This is a genomic window from Methylomonas sp. Uni0009, from assembly GCF_054188105.3.
Genome location: NZ_JBTAFN010000001.1, coordinates 673797 through 689493, shown reverse-complemented (window position 1 = coordinate 689493; position 15697 = coordinate 673797). Strand labels below are relative to the sequence as shown.

29 protein-coding genes are annotated in these 15697 nt (G+C 44.6%); all 29 read left to right on the top strand.

The features are described from left to right. Positions 1-144 precede the first annotated feature (144 nt). The 29 genes from rpsL (at position 145) to rpsK (ending at position 15689) form a co-directional block, all read left to right on the top strand. Positions 145-519 carry a 30S ribosomal protein S12 gene (gene rpsL / locus ACWAU0_RS03290; protein WP_013820393.1) on the top strand — a complete coding sequence of 125 codons (375 nt, stop codon included), beginning with the start codon at positions 145-147 and terminating at the stop codon, positions 517-519. 13 nt (positions 520-532) lie between these two features. Next, positions 533-1003, top strand: a complete 471-nt coding sequence (rpsG, locus tag ACWAU0_RS03285; RefSeq protein WP_020484799.1) for a 30S ribosomal protein S7 — start codon at positions 533-535, stop codon at positions 1001-1003. A gap of 24 nt (positions 1004-1027) precedes the next feature. Next, a complete protein-coding gene (gene fusA, locus ACWAU0_RS03280) occupies positions 1028-3121 on the top strand; it encodes an elongation factor G (RefSeq protein WP_458138299.1) in 2094 nt (697 codons plus the stop codon). A 26-nt stretch (positions 3122-3147) separates the two neighbouring features. Beyond that, positions 3148-4338 (top strand): elongation factor Tu, encoded by a 1191-nt coding sequence (tuf, locus tag ACWAU0_RS03275; RefSeq protein WP_020484790.1) that lies wholly within the window; start codon positions 3148-3150, stop codon positions 4336-4338. A gap of 5 nt (positions 4339-4343) precedes the next feature. After that, on the top strand, positions 4344-4655 hold the full coding sequence (gene rpsJ / locus ACWAU0_RS03270) for a 30S ribosomal protein S10 (protein WP_020484801.1): 312 nt from the start codon (positions 4344-4346) through the stop codon (positions 4653-4655). Between the two features lie 30 nt (positions 4656-4685). After that, the gene (gene rplC / locus ACWAU0_RS03265) at positions 4686-5336 is read left to right on the top strand and encodes a 50S ribosomal protein L3 (RefSeq protein WP_205453359.1); all 651 of its coding nucleotides are present in this window, start codon (positions 4686-4688) and stop codon (positions 5334-5336) included. Positions 5337-5339: 3 nt separating this feature from the next. Beyond that, a complete protein-coding gene (gene rplD / locus ACWAU0_RS03260; RefSeq protein WP_205453360.1) occupies positions 5340-5960 on the top strand; it encodes a 50S ribosomal protein L4 in 621 nt (206 codons plus the stop codon). A gap of 2 nt (positions 5961-5962) precedes the next feature. Next, positions 5963-6256, top strand: a complete 294-nt coding sequence (rplW, locus tag ACWAU0_RS03255; RefSeq protein ID WP_458139192.1) for a 50S ribosomal protein L23 — start codon at positions 5963-5965, stop codon at positions 6254-6256. 33 nt (positions 6257-6289) lie between these two features. Then, a complete protein-coding gene (gene rplB / locus ACWAU0_RS03250; RefSeq protein ID WP_084153317.1) occupies positions 6290-7117 on the top strand; it encodes a 50S ribosomal protein L2 in 828 nt (275 codons plus the stop codon). 12 nt (positions 7118-7129) lie between these two features. Further along, positions 7130-7402 (top strand): 30S ribosomal protein S19, encoded by a 273-nt coding sequence (gene rpsS / locus ACWAU0_RS03245; protein WP_081607975.1) that lies wholly within the window; start codon positions 7130-7132, stop codon positions 7400-7402. A gap of 9 nt (positions 7403-7411) precedes the next feature. Next, positions 7412-7744 carry a 50S ribosomal protein L22 gene (rplV, locus tag ACWAU0_RS03240; protein ID WP_033157220.1) on the top strand — a complete coding sequence of 111 codons (333 nt, stop codon included), beginning with the start codon at positions 7412-7414 and terminating at the stop codon, positions 7742-7744. Between the two features lie 9 nt (positions 7745-7753). After that, a complete protein-coding gene (gene rpsC, locus ACWAU0_RS03235) occupies positions 7754-8425 on the top strand; it encodes a 30S ribosomal protein S3 (RefSeq protein ID WP_033157219.1) in 672 nt (223 codons plus the stop codon). Between the two features lie 19 nt (positions 8426-8444). Beyond that, positions 8445-8858, top strand: a complete 414-nt coding sequence (gene rplP / locus ACWAU0_RS03230) for a 50S ribosomal protein L16 (RefSeq protein WP_033157218.1) — start codon at positions 8445-8447, stop codon at positions 8856-8858. Next, positions 8858-9049: a 50S ribosomal protein L29 gene (gene rpmC, locus ACWAU0_RS03225; RefSeq protein WP_458138298.1), complete on the top strand. Its 192-nt coding sequence runs from the start codon at positions 8858-8860 to the stop codon at positions 9047-9049. Before rplP ends, rpmC begins: the two co-directional genes overlap by 1 nt. A 2-nt stretch (positions 9050-9051) precedes the next feature. Further along, a complete protein-coding gene (gene rpsQ, locus ACWAU0_RS03220) occupies positions 9052-9315 on the top strand; it encodes a 30S ribosomal protein S17 (RefSeq protein WP_171696508.1) in 264 nt (87 codons plus the stop codon). Positions 9316-9342: 27 nt separating this feature from the next. Then, positions 9343-9711 carry a 50S ribosomal protein L14 gene (gene rplN, locus ACWAU0_RS03215; protein ID WP_013820378.1) on the top strand — a complete coding sequence of 123 codons (369 nt, stop codon included), beginning with the start codon at positions 9343-9345 and terminating at the stop codon, positions 9709-9711. Between the two features lie 10 nt (positions 9712-9721). After that, a complete protein-coding gene (gene rplX / locus ACWAU0_RS03210) occupies positions 9722-10039 on the top strand; it encodes a 50S ribosomal protein L24 (RefSeq protein WP_171696507.1) in 318 nt (105 codons plus the stop codon). 12 nt (positions 10040-10051) lie between these two features. Continuing rightward, the gene (gene rplE, locus ACWAU0_RS03205) at positions 10052-10591 is read left to right on the top strand and encodes a 50S ribosomal protein L5 (RefSeq protein WP_171696506.1); all 540 of its coding nucleotides are present in this window, start codon (positions 10052-10054) and stop codon (positions 10589-10591) included. 11 nt (positions 10592-10602) lie between these two features. Further along, complete coding sequence (rpsN, locus tag ACWAU0_RS03200; RefSeq protein ID WP_033157213.1) at positions 10603-10908, top strand: 30S ribosomal protein S14; 306 nt, start codon at positions 10603-10605, stop codon at positions 10906-10908. 28 nt (positions 10909-10936) lie between these two features. After that, the gene (rpsH, locus tag ACWAU0_RS03195) at positions 10937-11332 is read left to right on the top strand and encodes a 30S ribosomal protein S8 (protein WP_319960430.1); all 396 of its coding nucleotides are present in this window, start codon (positions 10937-10939) and stop codon (positions 11330-11332) included. 18 nt (positions 11333-11350) lie between these two features. Beyond that, entirely contained in the window at positions 11351-11884 is a 534-nt protein-coding gene (rplF, locus tag ACWAU0_RS03190) for a 50S ribosomal protein L6 (protein WP_458138297.1), read from the top strand. 8 nt (positions 11885-11892) lie between these two features. Further along, the gene (gene rplR, locus ACWAU0_RS03185) at positions 11893-12246 is read left to right on the top strand and encodes a 50S ribosomal protein L18 (protein ID WP_458138296.1); all 354 of its coding nucleotides are present in this window, start codon (positions 11893-11895) and stop codon (positions 12244-12246) included. Between the two features lie 9 nt (positions 12247-12255). Continuing rightward, positions 12256-12762 (top strand): 30S ribosomal protein S5, encoded by a 507-nt coding sequence (rpsE, locus tag ACWAU0_RS03180; RefSeq protein WP_020484817.1) that lies wholly within the window; start codon positions 12256-12258, stop codon positions 12760-12762. 6 nt (positions 12763-12768) lie between these two features. Next, the gene (rpmD, locus tag ACWAU0_RS03175; protein ID WP_020484818.1) at positions 12769-12954 is read left to right on the top strand and encodes a 50S ribosomal protein L30; all 186 of its coding nucleotides are present in this window, start codon (positions 12769-12771) and stop codon (positions 12952-12954) included. Next, the gene (gene rplO, locus ACWAU0_RS03170) at positions 12954-13388 is read left to right on the top strand and encodes a 50S ribosomal protein L15 (RefSeq protein WP_458138295.1); all 435 of its coding nucleotides are present in this window, start codon (positions 12954-12956) and stop codon (positions 13386-13388) included. Before rpmD ends, rplO begins: the two co-directional genes overlap by 1 nt. Continuing rightward, on the top strand, positions 13389-14714 hold the full coding sequence (secY, locus tag ACWAU0_RS03165; protein WP_033157208.1) for a preprotein translocase subunit SecY: 1326 nt from the start codon (positions 13389-13391) through the stop codon (positions 14712-14714). It begins immediately after the preceding gene. A gap of 18 nt (positions 14715-14732) precedes the next feature. Continuing rightward, a complete protein-coding gene (rpmJ, locus tag ACWAU0_RS03160) occupies positions 14733-14846 on the top strand; it encodes a 50S ribosomal protein L36 (RefSeq protein WP_081607976.1) in 114 nt (37 codons plus the stop codon). A gap of 76 nt (positions 14847-14922) precedes the next feature. Beyond that, positions 14923-15279 carry a 30S ribosomal protein S13 gene (rpsM, locus tag ACWAU0_RS03155; protein WP_020484821.1) on the top strand — a complete coding sequence of 119 codons (357 nt, stop codon included), beginning with the start codon at positions 14923-14925 and terminating at the stop codon, positions 15277-15279. A gap of 23 nt (positions 15280-15302) precedes the next feature. Beyond that, complete coding sequence (gene rpsK, locus ACWAU0_RS03150; RefSeq protein WP_020484822.1) at positions 15303-15689, top strand: 30S ribosomal protein S11; 387 nt, start codon at positions 15303-15305, stop codon at positions 15687-15689. The last annotated feature ends 8 nt before the right edge of the window (positions 15690-15697 follow it).

Sequence of the window (15697 nt, the reverse complement as noted above, 5' to 3'; positions counted from 1 at the left end):
TTAAAAACACTTGACCTAGGTCTATTGTAAAGGTATCATGCTCTGCTCACATCAGCCAATAGGTTTGGGCGGAGCTGTATTGATCTGTGATCGCGCAGATTCCTTTATTGCTTATTAAACATTGCATATTCGGAGTAGTTAAGAATGGCCACGATCAATCAATTGGTCCGTAAGCCTCGTGCTAAAAAAATAGAAAAGACTAACGTTCCAGCGTTGGAGGCTTGTCCGCAAAGGCGCGGGGTTTGTACCAGGGTTTACACCACAACCCCGAAAAAGCCGAACTCGGCTTTGCGTAAGGTTGCTAGGGTGCGGCTGACCAATGGGGCCGAAGTAAGTAGCTATATCGGTGGTGAAGGGCACAATCTTCAGGAGCACTCTGTGGTGCTGATTCGGGGTGGTCGTGTGAAAGATTTACCTGGTGTGCGTTATCACGTGGTTCGGGGGAGTCTCGATACTTCTGGTGTTAAGGATAGAAAATGTGGTCGCTCCAAATATGGCGCGAAAAGACCTAAGAAATAAAGGTTGATAACAGATGTCAAGAAGAAGAGTTGCTGCAAAAAGAGTCATCAATCCAGATCCGCGTTTTGGTAGCGATATGCTGTCAAAATTCATGAATATGATTATGGAGGATGGTAAGAAGTCTGTCGCTGAGAAAATTGTTTACGGTGCTTTGGATGTTATCGAAGGTAAAGGTCATAAAGAATCTTTAGATTTGGTTGCAAAAGCATTGGAAAACGTTCAGCCGCGCGTTGAGGTTAAGTCTCGCCGGGTTGGCGGTGCTACTTATCAGGTGCCTGTCGAAGTGCGTCCTGCCAGAAGGTTGGCGCTGTCTATGCGCTGGTTGATTGATGCGGCGCGTAAGCGTAACGAAAGAACCATGGCGGCTAAGTTGGCGGGTGAGTTGTTGGATGCCTCTGAGGGTCGAGGAGCGGCTGCAAAGAAACGCGAAGACACGCATAGAATGGCTGAAGCTAATAAAGCGTTTGCTCATTATCGCTGGTAAGAAAAGTTAAGCAGGGTAGTTGTTGTGGCTCGTAAGACGCCTATAGAGCGTTATCGTAATATAGGCATTATGGCGCATATAGATGCCGGAAAAACAACCACGACCGAGCGGATACTGTTTTACACCGGGGTTTCGCACAAGATGGGCGAGGTCCACGATGGTGCTGCGACAATGGATTGGATGGAGCAAGAGCAGGAGAGGGGTATAACAATTACTTCTGCTGCGACTACGTGTTTCTGGTTGGGGATGGAAAAACAATACCCGGAGCATCGAATCAATATTATAGATACGCCTGGGCATGTCGATTTCACTATAGAAGTGGAACGGTCTTTGCGTGTTTTGGATGGTGCGTGCGCTGTTTTTTGTGCTGTGGGCGGGGTGGAGCCTCAGTCGGAAACGGTCTGGCGCCAGGCAAACAAATACCATGTGCCAAGGCTGGCATTTGTAAACAAGATGGATCGTTCCGGCGCAAATTTTTTGCGCGTTGTTGAGCAAATTAAATCTCGGCTTGGTAGCAATGTAATCCCAATGCAGTTGCCGATCGGGGCGGAAGAGAGCTTTAAAGGCGTTGTAGATTTGCTGAAAATGAAGGCAATCTATTGGGAAGATGCCAACATGGGTGTGAGTTTTACGGAAACGGAAATTCCAGTAGAAATGGAAGAATCTGCTGTAAATTGGCGCGAGCGAATAATTGAAGCCGCTGCAGATGCGTCCGAAGAATTAATGGATAAATATCTTGAAAAAGGTGTTTTGACAAACGAAGAAATAAAGCTGGGTATAAGGGCGCAGGTTCTGCGGAATAAGTTGGTTCCGGCTTATTGTGGGTCGGCCTTTAAGAACAAAGGTGTGCAGTGTGTTCTTGATGGTGTGATTGATTTTTTGCCATCCCCTCTCGATATAAAGCCCGTAGAAGGTCTGTCAGATGCTGGCATTAGTTCGACTCGTAATGCTTCTGATGATGAGTCCTTCTCAGCGTTAGCATTTAAAATAGCCACTGACCCATTTGTTGGAACCTTGACATTTTTTAGGGTTTACTCCGGTTTGGTAAAGTCTGGAGATGCGGTTTTGAATGCCGGTAAAGGTAAAAAAGAAAGAATAGGACGCATTGTTCAGATGCACGCCAATAGTCGCGTCGAAATCAACGAAGTGAGGGCTGGCGAGATCGCTGCGCTGATCGGGCTGAAAGACGTCACCACTGGTGATACTCTTTGTGATATTGAAAAGCCAATTCTGCTTGAGAAAATGGAGTTTCCAGAGCCTGTAATTGCTGTGGCTGTTGAGCCTAGGACAAAAGCTGATCAAGATAAAATGGGTGCTGCGCTGGCTAAGCTTGCGCAAGAAGATCCCTCCTTTAGAGTTGGTAGCGACCCTGAGTCGGGTCAGACAATAATTTCAGGAATGGGCGAATTGCATCTTGAAATTATCGTTGACCGGATGAGAAGAGAGTTTAATGTTGCCGCAAATGTTGGGGCGCCCCAAGTTGCTTATAGGGAAACTATAAGGCGTGCTGTGGAATGCGAAGGAAAATTCATCAGGCAATCTGGGGGCAAGGGTCAATACGGGCATGTTTGGCTCCGGTTGGAGCCAAAAGAGCCGGGCACTGGTTATGAATTTGTGAGTGAGTTGGTTGGCGGTGCTATTCCCAAGGAGTATATCCCGGCCATAGACAAGGGTGTGCAAGAGCAAATGGAAAATGGCGTTTTGGCAGGTTTTCCGGTTGTTGATGTAAAGGTTAGTTTATTCGATGGTTCATATCATGATGTCGATTCGAATGAAATGGCTTTCAAGATAGCAGGATCTATGTGTTTCAGGGATGGGGCTAAGACTGCAAATCCTGCGTTGCTTGAACCCATTATGAAAGTCGAGGTGGTAACACCCGAGGATTATATGGGTGAGGTAGTGGGTGACATTAATCGACGGAGAGGTGTCATTCACGGAATGGAAGATGTTCCGGCCGGAAAGGTAATAGAGTGCGAAGTCCCTCTTGCCGAAATGTTCGGTTATGCCACGGATCTTAGGTCGGCGACTCAGGGCAGAGCAACGTACAGTATGCAGTTTGAAAGATATAACGAAGCACCTGCAAGCATTGCGGAAGCGATTATTAGAAAAGTATCTTAAATTTTTTACATATCAGGTATTGAATCATGGCTAAAGAAAAATTTGAAAGAAAGAAACCGCACGTAAACGTAGGCACCATTGGTCACGTTGACCACGGTAAAACCACATTGACAGCGGCATTAACAAAAGTCATGGCGGAGCTGCAAGGCGGCGAAGTTAAGGCTTTTGATCAAATCGACAACGCCCCGGAAGAACGTGCGCGCGGTATAACCATTTCTACGTCACACGTAGAGTACGAATCAGCCAACCGTCACTATGCCCACGTTGACTGCCCTGGTCACGCTGACTACGTTAAAAACATGATTACCGGTGCTGCCCAAATGGACGGCGCGATTTTGGTTTGCTCTGCTGCGGACGGTCCTATGCCGCAAACGCGCGAGCACATTCTGTTATCACGTCAAGTCGGTGTGCCTTACATTGTTGTGTTCTTGAACAAGGCCGATATGGTAGATGACGCTGAGTTGATTGAGCTGGTTGAAATGGAAATTCGCGAGCTGTTGAATCAATACGAATTCCCAGGAGACGACACTCCCATTATCGTTGGTTCCGCATTGAAAGCTTTAGAAGGCGAGCAAAGCGAAATTGGTGTACAATCCGTAGTTCGCTTGGTTGAAGCGTTGGACAGTTACATTCCTGAGCCAGAGCGCGCGATCGACGGCAAATTCTTGATGCCTATCGAAGACGTGTTCTCAATTTCAGGTCGCGGTACCGTAGTAACCGGACGTGTTGAGCGGGGTATCATCAAAGTAGGCGAAGCCGTCGAGATCGTCGGCATCAAAGATACCGTTCAAACGACCTGCACAGGTGTGGAAATGTTCCGCAAACTGCTTGATCAAGGTCAAGCGGGCGATAACGTCGGTGTGCTGTTGCGTGGTACTAAAAGAGAAGACGTGGAGCGTGGTCAAGTATTGGCGCACGTTAACTCCATTAAGCCGCACGCTCATTTCAAGGCGGAAATCTACGTCCTGTCTAAAGAAGAGGGCGGTCGTCATACTCCATTCTTTAATGGCTATCGTCCGCAGTTCTACTTCAGAACGACCGACGTAACCGGTGCGGTAGATTTGCCAGAAGGCGTGGAAATGGTTATGCCTGGCGATAACATCGCCGTTACCGTAAAACTTATCTCACCGATTGCGATGGAAGACGGCTTGCGTTTTGCGATTCGCGAAGGTGGTCGCACCGTGGGTGCGGGTGTTGTTGCTTCTATTATCGAGTAATCAAGATGGCTAATCAAACTATCAGAATCCAATTAAAAGCCTTTGATCATAAATTGATTGATCAGTCGGCGGGTGAGATAGTAGAAACAGCAAAGAGAACGGGCGCCCAAGTAAAGGGCCCCATTCCTTTGCCTACTAGAAAAGAACGTTTTACTGTATTGATTTCACCGCATGTTAACAAAGATGCTCGTGATCAATATGAACTGAGAACTTACAAGAGGTTGCTTGATATCGTTGAGCCAACCGATAAGACCGTTGACGCCCTGATGAAGTTGGATCTGGCGGCTGGGGTTGATGTTCAAATTAAGCTTAAATAGCAGCAAGTAATAATTTAGAGGGATTGGCAGATGTCAATAGGTCTTATTGGTCGTAAATGTGGTATGACCAGAATATTTTGCGAAGATGGCTCTTCGGTACCAGTTACCGTACTTCATGTAGACTCCAATAGAGTCATACAGGTGAAGAGCGTTGAAACTGATGGTTATCGCGCTATTCAGGTAGCGGCGGGTGATGTGAAGTCTTCAAAAGTCAACAAAGCAATGGCTGGGCATTACGCATCTGCCAATGTGACCGCTGGACGTGGTTTGTGGGAATTTAGACTTAGCGAGAGCGAAGCCGCCGAGTTTTCGGCAGGTGCAGAGTTAAAAGTTAACGTGTTTGAGGCTGGGCAGGTAGTGGATGTGTCCGGTACAAGTATCGGTAAAGGCTTTGCAGGTACTGTTAAGCGCCATAACTTCAGAACGCAAGACGCGACGCACGGTAATTCACGCTCCCATCGGGTGCCTGGATCTAGTGGTATGAACCAAACTCCGGGCCGCGTGTTTAAGGGTAAAAAAATGTGCGGGCATATGGGAGCGGTTAAAACTACGATACAGAATTTGACTATCCATGCTGTAGATGCTGAGCGGAACCTGATTTTAGTCAGAGGCGCTGTGCCTGGTGCCAAGGGTGGTGATGTAGTTATCACGCCTGCAGTAAAAATGTTAAATAAAGGTTAATTTATGACTTTGCAAATACCTGCAATCAATAATCAAGAGTCTGTACAGGCGCTAGATGTCTCCGAATTAGTGTTCGGACAGGATTTTAACGAAACCCTGGTGCATCAACTGGTAACCAAATATCTTTCAGCAGCAAGGGCGGGTACTAAAGGCCAGAAGAATCGTGCTGCTGTGAGTGGCGGCGGCGCTAAGCCATTCCGCCAAAAAGGTACAGGTCGTGCGCGAGCTGGAACAACCAGAAGCCCGGTGTGGCGGACAGGTGGTGTAGCATTTGCTGCTCAACCAAGATCTTTTGATCAGAAATTGAACAAAAAAATGTACAAGGTTGGTATTAGATCTATTTTTTCTGAGTTGTTGAGGCAGGGTAGATTGGCTGTGTGCAACGACATAACGCCGGCAACACCAAAAACAAAAGACTTTTTAAGCAAGATAAAGGGTATCGATGCAAAAAGACTGCTGGTGGTTGCGGACGACCTAAATGAAAATTTAATTTTGGCAGCGAGAAATATTCCTTATATAGCGGTAGTCACTCCAAGTAGTGTGGATCCGGTGTCTTTGGTTTCAGCGGATAAGGTGATTGCTACGGCAACAGCGCTGAAACAGATTGAGGAGCGTTTGGCATGAGTATTGAGCAGATCAAATTAGCAAGTGTTTTGTATGCGCCAATTGTGTCGGAGAAAAGTTCCAACGCTGCGGACCAAAGTAATCAGTTTGTATTCAAAGTTAAAAAATCTGCAACAAAATTGCAGATTAAAAATGCTGTTGAACTGATGTTTGGTGTTGAAGTAGCTGCCGTTCGTGTTCTGAATGTTAAAGGAAAAGTAAAACGATTCGGACGAACATTGGGTAAGCGATCCGACTGGAAAAAAGCTTATGTTAAGCTTCAGCCTGGTCATAACATTGAATTAGCGACAGCATAATACTTTAAAGCAAATAAGGAGCGGTAGAAGAGCATGGCTATTCTAAAATCAAAACCGACATCTCCGGGTTCTCGGTTTGTAGTGCGTGTACAAAATAATGATTTGCATAAGGGTAAGCCATTTGCGCAACTACTTGACAAAAAAAGCAATACTGGCGGTCGTAATAATCTTGGTAGGATAACCACTCGGCATATTGGTGGTGGACACAAAAAATTCTACCGGATAGTAGACTTTAAGCGCGACAAAACTGATATCCCAGCATTGGTGGAGCGTATTGAGTACGATCCCAACCGAACTGCGAATATTGCGCTGATTCTTTTTAAAGATGGTGAGCGCAAATACATAATCGCTCCAAAAGGGATAGAGGTTGGTCAAGAGATATTGAGCGGGGAAACAACGCCGGTTAAACCTGGCAACTGTATGCCTCTGCGAAATATGCCTTTGGGCACCACAATTCATTGTATCGAGCTAAAGCCAGGAAAAGGCGCGCAAATAGCTAGAAGCGCAGGAACCTCTGTTCAATTGGTTGCTAAAGACGGCGCATACGTCACTATCCGGCTACGCTCTGGAGAGATGAGAAAAGTTCCTTCAGATTGCAAAGGCGTAGTTGGTGAGGTCTCAAACTCTGAGCACAATCTTATTTCATTAGGAAAAGCAGGTGCGAAAAGATGGCGCGGTGTTAGACCTACTGTTAGAGGTGTGGCGATGAACCCCGTAGATCATCCTCATGGTGGTGGTGAAGGCAGAACCTCGGGTGGTAGACATCCTGTTTCTCCTTGGGGGACGCCAACAAAAGGCTATAAAACTCGAAAAAACAAACGTACTGATAATATGATTGTCAGACGCCGTAAGCAAAAATAAGAGGTATTTGACGTGCCACGTTCAATTAAAAAAGGTCCATTTATAGATCATCACTTGCTTAAAAAAGTCGAAGAAGCGGTGAGAGCGAATAATAGGAAACCGATTAAAACCTGGTCTAGAAGGTCAATGATCAGCCCTGATATGCTGGGATTGACTATTGCGGTACATAATGGGAAGCAGCATGTGCCGGTATTGATTTCAGAAAATATGGTCGGGCATAAGCTGGGTGAGTTTTCACCTACAAGGACTTATAAAGGCCATATAGCAGACAAGAAATCAAGATAAGGAGTGAATGTGGAAGTTTCGGCTAAATTAAGTAATGCTCCTCTTTCTGCGCAAAAAGCACGGCTTGTGGGGGATCAAATACGCGGGTTACCTGTTGAAAAAGCATTGAATTTGCTTAGTTTCAGCTCTAAGAAAGCTGCTGCGATAATCAAAAAAGTTCTAGAGTCGGCAATAGCTAACGCGGAACATAACGAAAGTGCGGACGTTGACGAATTAAAGGTTTCGACTGTATTCGTTAATGAAGGCAGAACGTTAAAGAGAGTTAGCGCAAGGGCGAAAGGACGTGCAAATCACATCCTAAAAAGAACTTGTCATATAACAATTAAAGTAGCAGAGAAATAGAGGTAGCAAATGGGACAAAAGGTACATCCCACTGGGATTCGTCTCGGGATAGTAAAAGACTGGACTTCGAGATGGTATGCAAATAGCCAGAATTACCCTGTATTTCTATTGCAGGATTTGAAGGTTAGAGAATATATCAAACAAAAGTTAGCTCATGCATCTGTTAGCAGGGTGCAAATAAATCGCCCTGCGAATAATGCCAATATTACTGTACACACCGCTCGTCCTGGGATTGTGATAGGTAAAAAAGGCGAAGATATCGATGTGTTAAGGCAGAGCATATCCGCGATGATGGGGGTTCCTGTCCAATTAAACGTCGAAGAGATTCGTAAGCCAGAGCTTGATGCGTATTTAGTCGCAGAAAGCATAGCTCAACAGTTAGAAAAGCGGATCATGTACCGCCGAGCGATGAAGCGAGCTGTGACGAACACCATGCGTTTAGGCGCTGAAGGTATAAAAATCACTGTTGCTGGCAGGCTAAATGGAGCTGAAATTGCCAGAACGGAATGGTATCGCGAAGGTCGTGTGCCGCTTCATACGTTGCGGGCTGATATTGATTACGGAACGGCTGAAGCGAAAACCACTTACGGAATTATCGGTATTAAGGTTTGGATATTTAAGGGTGAGGTTTTTGATATGGATGCTCATGCAGCGTCATTGAACGCCGACTCAAAAAAATAGTTGAAGGGGTATATAAGAGATGCTTCAGCCAAAAAGAACAAAATTTCGCAAACAACATACCGGTAGAAATAACGGTACGGCATTGCGTGGTTCGTCAGTGAGCTTCGGGGAGTATGGTTTGAAGTCAGTTAGCCGTGGTAGAATGACCGCCCGGCAAATTGAAGCCGCGAGGAGAGCGATTAGTCGTCACGTGAAACGGGGTGGGAAAATTTGGATCAGAATTTTCCCAGATAAACCTATTACGAAAAAACCATTAGAAGTTCGTATGGGTAAAGGTAAAGGTAGTGTAGAATACTGGGTTGCTCAGATCAAGCCCGGCACAATGCTGTTTGAAATTGAAGGTGTTTCCGAGGAATTAGCGCGAGAGGCTTTTGAGCTGGCCGCTGCTAAGCTGCCTGTGAAAACTACGTTCTCTACACGGACAATAATGTAATGAAAGCGAAAGATTTAAGAAGCAAAACAAAAGAAGAGTTGAATTCCAGTCTTTTGGAGTTGTCTCGCGAGCAGTTCAATTTGAGAATGCAAAAGGGAACTGGACAGCTTAGCAAGTCGAGTCAAATTAAGCAGGTGAGGCGAGACATTGCCCGCATTAGTACTATTCTAAGTGAAATGGCAAGAGTATAGATATGAGCGAAAATCTAGATACTGTACGTAAGGTAACTGGTCGTGTTGTTAGCAACAAAATGGATAAGACTGCTTCGGTTTTGGTTGAGCGGCTGGTAAAGCACCCTGTGTACGGAAAGTATATAAAACGATCCACTAAGCTTCTCGTTCACGACGAAAACAATATATGCCAAGAAGGCGATGTGGTTTCTATTACCTCGTGTCGTCCTATTTCTAAGAATAAGGCATTCAAGCTGTTGGAAGTCTTAGAAGCTGCCAATAGATAATCAATAATTTTAGTTGGGATTTTAAAAATGATTCAGATGCAAACTAGCCTTGACGTCGCCGATAACAGTGGCGCAAAAAAGGTCATGTGTATCAAGGTCCTTGGAGGTTCGCACCGCCGCTACGCTGGCATCGGCGACATCATCAAGGTGAGCGTCAAAGACGCAATGCCGCGCACTAGGGTTAAAAAAGGCGATGTATATAATGCCTTGGTTGTAAGAACTCGTAAAGGTGTTCGTAGGGCCGATGGTTCGGTTATACGCTTTGACGGTAATGCCGCGGTAATTTTAAATAACCAACTACAACCAATTGGTACTCGTATCTTTGGGCCGGTTACTCGTGAATTAAGAGGCGATAAATTCATGAAGATTATCTCTCTAGCGCCAGAAGTATTGTAGAGGTCCAAAGATGCAAAAGATTAAGCAAGGCGATGAAGTCATCGTAATAGTTGGAAAAGATAAAGGCAAGCTAGGGAAAGTTAGTAAGGTGCTTGAAGGCCACAAGATATTAGTCGAAGGTATTAACTTAGTTAAGAAGCATCAGCGAGGTAACCCAAATCTCGGTGTTTCTGGTGGTATTGTTGATAAAAACATGCCAATTGACATTTCAAATGTTGCTTTATTTAATCCAAAAACAAAAAAAGGCGACAGAGTGGGTTTTAGAATTCTTGATGATGGGAAAAAAGTCAGATTTTTTAAATCTACGAACGAAAACGTTGGTCTCTAAGGTAATAAGGCTATGGCTAGACTACAAAATAAATATAAAACCGAAATTGTTCCTGCTCTGCAGGAGCAATTTGGCTACAAAACAATAATGCAAGTCCCGAAGCTCACCAAAATAACGCTTAATATGGGCGTCGGCGGGGCTATTGCAGACAAAAAAGTTCTGCAGTCCGCTGTTTCTGATATGGAAAAAATATCAGGACAAAAGGCAGTGATTACATTGGCTAGAAAATCTATTGCTGGGTTTAAGATTCGCGACGACATGCCAATCGGTTGTAAGGTTACTTTACGCGCCGATAAAATGTATGAATTTCTGGATAGATTAATTACGATCTCAATACCTAGAATACGTGATTTTAGAGGCATGAGTTCTAAGAGCTTCGACGGTCGTGGTAACTATTCTATGGGAATTAAGGAGCAAATTATTTTCCCGGAAATAGATTATGACAAGATTGATGCGCTCCGTGGTATGGATATTTGTATCACAACAACGGCTAAAACAGATGAAGAAGGTTTGGCGCTGTTGAAATTATTCAATTTTCCATTTAAAAACTAAGGCGTATCGGCATGGCTAAAAAATCAATGATTGCGCGCGAAGTAAAGCGTGAGGGCTTGATAAAAAAATATCAGGCAAAAAGAAGCGAATTAAAAGAAATAATTAGGTCTCCAAATAGCTCCTTTGAAGAGAAAGAGAGCGCTCAAGTTCAACTTCAAAAACTACCTAGAGACTCCAGTCAGTCCAGATTGCGTAATAGATGCAATCTGACGGGGCGTCCTCATGGATACTACAGAAAATTTGGTCTTAGTAGAAATAAATTGAGGGAGGCCACGATGCGTGGCGACGTTCCCGGTTTATCAAAGGCTAGCTGGTAGTTCTGTTTAAGTTTTGGAGAATTGAAAAATGAGTATGACAGATCCAATAGCAGATATGCTAACCAGAATTAGAAATGGTCAATCTGCTGGCAAAAAGAGTGTAAAAATCCCTTCATCGAAGTTAAAGCTGGCTATCGCTAAGGTATTGAAAGATGAGGGATATATTACTGATTTTAAAACCGAAATTACCGGGTGTCATACAGAAATGACCGTTGAGCTAAAGTATTACAACGGGCTTCCTGTTATAGAGAGCGTTAAGCGAGTTAGCCGTCCCGGGCTTAGAATATACAAGTCTAAAGATGAGTTGCCGAAAGTGCTAGGTGGTCTAGGCATAGCCATAGTTTCAACCTCTAATGGTGTGATGACTGATCGCGCTGCGCGTGCTATAGGGCATGGCGGCGAAGTCATTTGCACTGTCTGTTAAATAAAAAAGAGGTATATCATGTCTAGAGTAGCTAATGCGCCTATAACTTTGCCATCAGGCGTTGATGTAAAAGTTGACGGCAAGCAAATGGTAGTTAACGGTAAACTTGGTCGGCTTACGTTTGATCTGTGCGATGCAGTTGATCTTGAAATTGAATCTAACGTAATCAGAATCAAATGGGACGATAGTGTAAAAGGTGCTAAGGCCCACGCAGGTACGGCTAGGGCGTCAATTAACAATATGGTAAAAGGCGTCTCCGAAGGCTTCGTCAAAAAGATGTTGTTGGTTGGGGTCGGCTATAGGGCGCAAGTTAAAGACAATCTTTTAACTCTATCCTTGGGTTATTCAAACCCTGTCGAATATTTAATTCCCGAAGGCGTTACCGTTGAAGCACCAACGCAAACTGAGTTGCATGTGAAGAGCAGTGATAAGCAGAAGGTCGGCCAAGTCGCATCTGAGATCAGAGCTTTTCGCCCGCCCGAGCCTTACAAAGGGAAGGGTGTGAGGATAGCTGACGAATACGTGGCTAGAAAAGAAGCCAAAAAGAAATAGGTGAAGTGATGGATAAGAAGTCATCGAGATTAAAAAGAGCGTTGAGATTACGCTGCAAAATCAAAAAGTTAAATGTAAATAGACTGACCATACATAGGACTTCCCAGCATATTTACGCGCAGGTTCTCAGTGTCGATGGTACAGCTACGCTCGCGGCAGCGTCTACATTACAACTTGATGTAAAGGCGGGTTTGAGTAACACGAGTAATATTAAAGCCGCTACTGAGGTAGGGCGTATCGTTGCTGAAAGAGCGATTGCGGCTGGTGTAACTGAAGTCGCATTTGATCGCTCTGGTTTTAAATATCATGGCCGCGTAAAGGCGTTAGCAGACGCTGCGCGTGAAGCTGGCTTGAAGTTTTAGGGGAATAGCATGGCAACAGCACCATCTCAAGGTAGTACAGACGGATTACAGGAAAAATTGGTTTCGGTAAGACGTGTTGCAAAAGTAGTTAAAGGCGGTCGAGTTTTTGGTTTTGCGGCGCTTACGGTCGTCGGTGACGGCGACGGGCGTGTTGGTTATGGCGTTTCAAAAGCAAGAGAAGTGCCTGTAGCGATTCAAAAGTCTCTTGAGCAGGCTAGAAAGAACATGCGCAAAGTGGCGTTGAAAGAAGGTACGTTACAATATTCAATTATGTCTAACACTGGTGCGGCTAAGGTTTACATGCAACCGGCTTCAGAAGGTACCGGAATCATTGCCGGCGGTGCTATGCGCGCCGTATTCGAGGTCGTCGGTGTGCATAATGTACTGGCTAAATGTATCGGTACGAGTAACCCGATCAATGTTGTGCGGGCGACAATTAACGGTTTGACCGCAATGCATGACGCTAAGAAAATCGCAGCAAAGCGCGGTTTATCTGTTGATCAAATAACAGGGTAAAACGATATGAGTGGCAAAAAATTAAGCGTAATGATGACAAAAAGTAAAAATGGTCGCTTAAAGAGTCATCAGCAGTGTTTAAAAGGATTGGGTTTGAGCAGAATCCGGCAGGTCGTTGAGGTTATCGACACCCCCGAAAACCGCGGGATGATCAATAAAATAGCATATATGCTAAAGGTTGAGGAAGTTTAATGTATCTGAACACAATACAATCTGCATGCGGCGCCAGAAAAAAGGCAAAGCGCGTCGGGCGTGGTATAGGATCTACTGATGGTAAAACCTGCGGTAGAGGTCATAAAGGTCAAAAGGCCCGTTCCGGGGGGTTTCATAAAGTGGGCTTTGAGGGTGGTCAGATGCCTTTGCAGCGTAGACTTCCAAAGGTTGGCTTTACGTCCAGAACAAAGAAATTTACTGCCGAGGTTCGTTTGGCTGAAATTGATGCTCTTCAGGCTGATATTGTAGATATTCAATTACTGATCAGTGAGAACATTATCCCGGTGTTTTCAAAACAAGTTAAAGTAGTGAATACTGGAACAGTTACTCGGTCTTTGGTTTTAAAAGGACTTGGCGTTACGGCTGGTGCAAAGTTAACTATTGAAGCTGCTGGTGGCAAAGTCGAGGCTTAAGTGAGTGCTAAAGGAGTTGATGTTGCTGCGGGCACATTTCGGTTTGGTGAGCTCAAGTCAAGATTGTTGTTTGTTTTAGGCGCATTTGTCGTATACAGAATCGGCGCTCATATCCCTGTTCCGGGGATAGATCCAAAAGCATTATCAATAATGTTTGAGCAGCAGTCGGGTTCTATATTAAACATGTTTAACATGTTTTCCGGTGGTGCGTTGATGCGTTTGAGCCTGTTTGCGCTGGGTATAATGCCATACATCTCAGCGTCTATTATTATGCAGCTTATGACTATTGTTATACCTGCTATGGAACAGCTAAAAAAAGAAGGTGAGTCCGGGCGTAGAAAAATTTCTCAGTACACTCGCTATGGCACCGTCGTTTTGGCGATGTTTCAATCGATAGGCATCTCGGTAGCCTTGCAAAACCAAACTGCGGGTGGTCTAGCAGTTGTTATCCAGCCTGGTATCAGTTTCGTACTTATAACAACTATTACTTTAGTCACCGGTACGATATTCTTAATGTGGCTTGGGGAGCAGGTTACGGAAAGGGGGATAGGCAATGGTATATCGCTAATTATATTTGCCGGTATCGTATCTGGATTGCCTTCCGCAATTGGCGGAACCCTTGAGCTTGCGCGTACTGGTGAAATGAATGGGGCGTTTATTGTTGTGTTGTTCGCTTTGTCGATAGTTGTAACGGGTGTTGTTGTTTTTGTTGAAAGAGGACAAAGACGGATAACTATTAATTATCCAAAAAGGCAGCAAGGCAACAAGGTCTATTCTGGGCAGAGTTCGTTTTTGCCGCTAAAGTTGAATATGGCAGGTGTGATACCGCCGATTTTTGCATCAAGCATTATTTTATTTCCCGCGACAATAGCAGGATGGTTCGGGAATGTTGATGGCTTTTCTTGGCTTCAGGATATTTCGTCAGTGCTTTCTCCCGGTCAGCCTGTGTATGTTCTATGCTATGCGTTGGCTATTGTGTTCTTTTGTTTCTTTTATACCGCTCTGGTTTTCAATTCAAAGGAAACCGCGGAAAACCTTAAGAAATCAGGCGCTTATTTGCCTGGAATTAGGCCGGGGGCTCATACTACCAGTTATATTGATAAGGTAATGACGCGGCTCACTTTGATAGGTGCTGTTTACATCACATTGATATGTTTGTTGCCTGAGTTTCTGATCGTCTATTGGAATGTGCCTTTTTCTTTTGGTGGCACCTCTTTGCTTATCATTGTGGTTGTTGTGATGGACTTTATTTCGCAAATGCAGACGCATTTAATGTCGCAGCAATACGAAGGCTTGATGAAAAAAGCCAATTTGAAAAAATCTTAAAATTTCCAGGAGTTTGCCGTGAAAGTACGAGCTTCAATAAAAGCCATATGCAAAAGTTGTAAAGTAATTAAAAGAAACGGCGTTGTGCGAGTTATCTGTAAAGATGGCAGACACAAACAGCGTCAAGGCTAACTTGTTTTTGTGATTTATTTTGCAGGGTGATATAATCCCCTGTTTAACCTTATAGTACTGTTTTTGGAGTATCTGAATGGCTCGTATTGCCGGTATAAACGTGGCTGACCATAAGCATGCGGAGATAGCGTTGACTGCTATCTATGGAATTGGCAGGCAAACTGCTAGAAATATCTGCGATGAAGTTGGGGTTCAGCCAACCGTCAAGATTCGAGACCTTTCTGAGGATCAAGTTGAATCTATACGTAAGGTTATTTCTGCGATGACTGTTGAAGGTGATCTTCGCAGAGAAGTCTCAATGAATATTAAAAGATTAATGGATCTGGGTTGTTATCGTGGTATCAGGCATCGCCGTGGTTTGCCATTGAGAGGACAAAGAACCAGAACAAATGCTCGGACTCGTAAAGGTCCGCGCAAGTCAGTTACTAAATAAATACATCTAGATAGGCATTTTTGATGGCAACCCAGAATCGAGTTAAAAAGCGTATTAAGAAAGAAGTAGCGGACGGTATCGTTCATGTCCACGCTTCCTTTAACAATACAATCGTTACTATTACAGACAGAAAAGGTAACGCGTTATCTTGGGCTACATCTGGTGGATCCGGTTTCCGTGGCTCACGCAAAAGCACACCTTTCGCAGCGCAGGTGGCTGCTGAGAAAGCAGGAGCGGTAGCTCAGGAATACGGTATGAAAAATCTGGATGTTATGATTAAGGGTCCCGGCCCTGGTAGGGAATCTGCTGTTCGCTCTTTGAACAGTATGGGGTTCAAAATTTCAAATATCGTGGACGTTACTCCCATACCTCATAATGGTTGCCGTCCACCCAAAAAACGTCGTGTTTAGGATAGTGG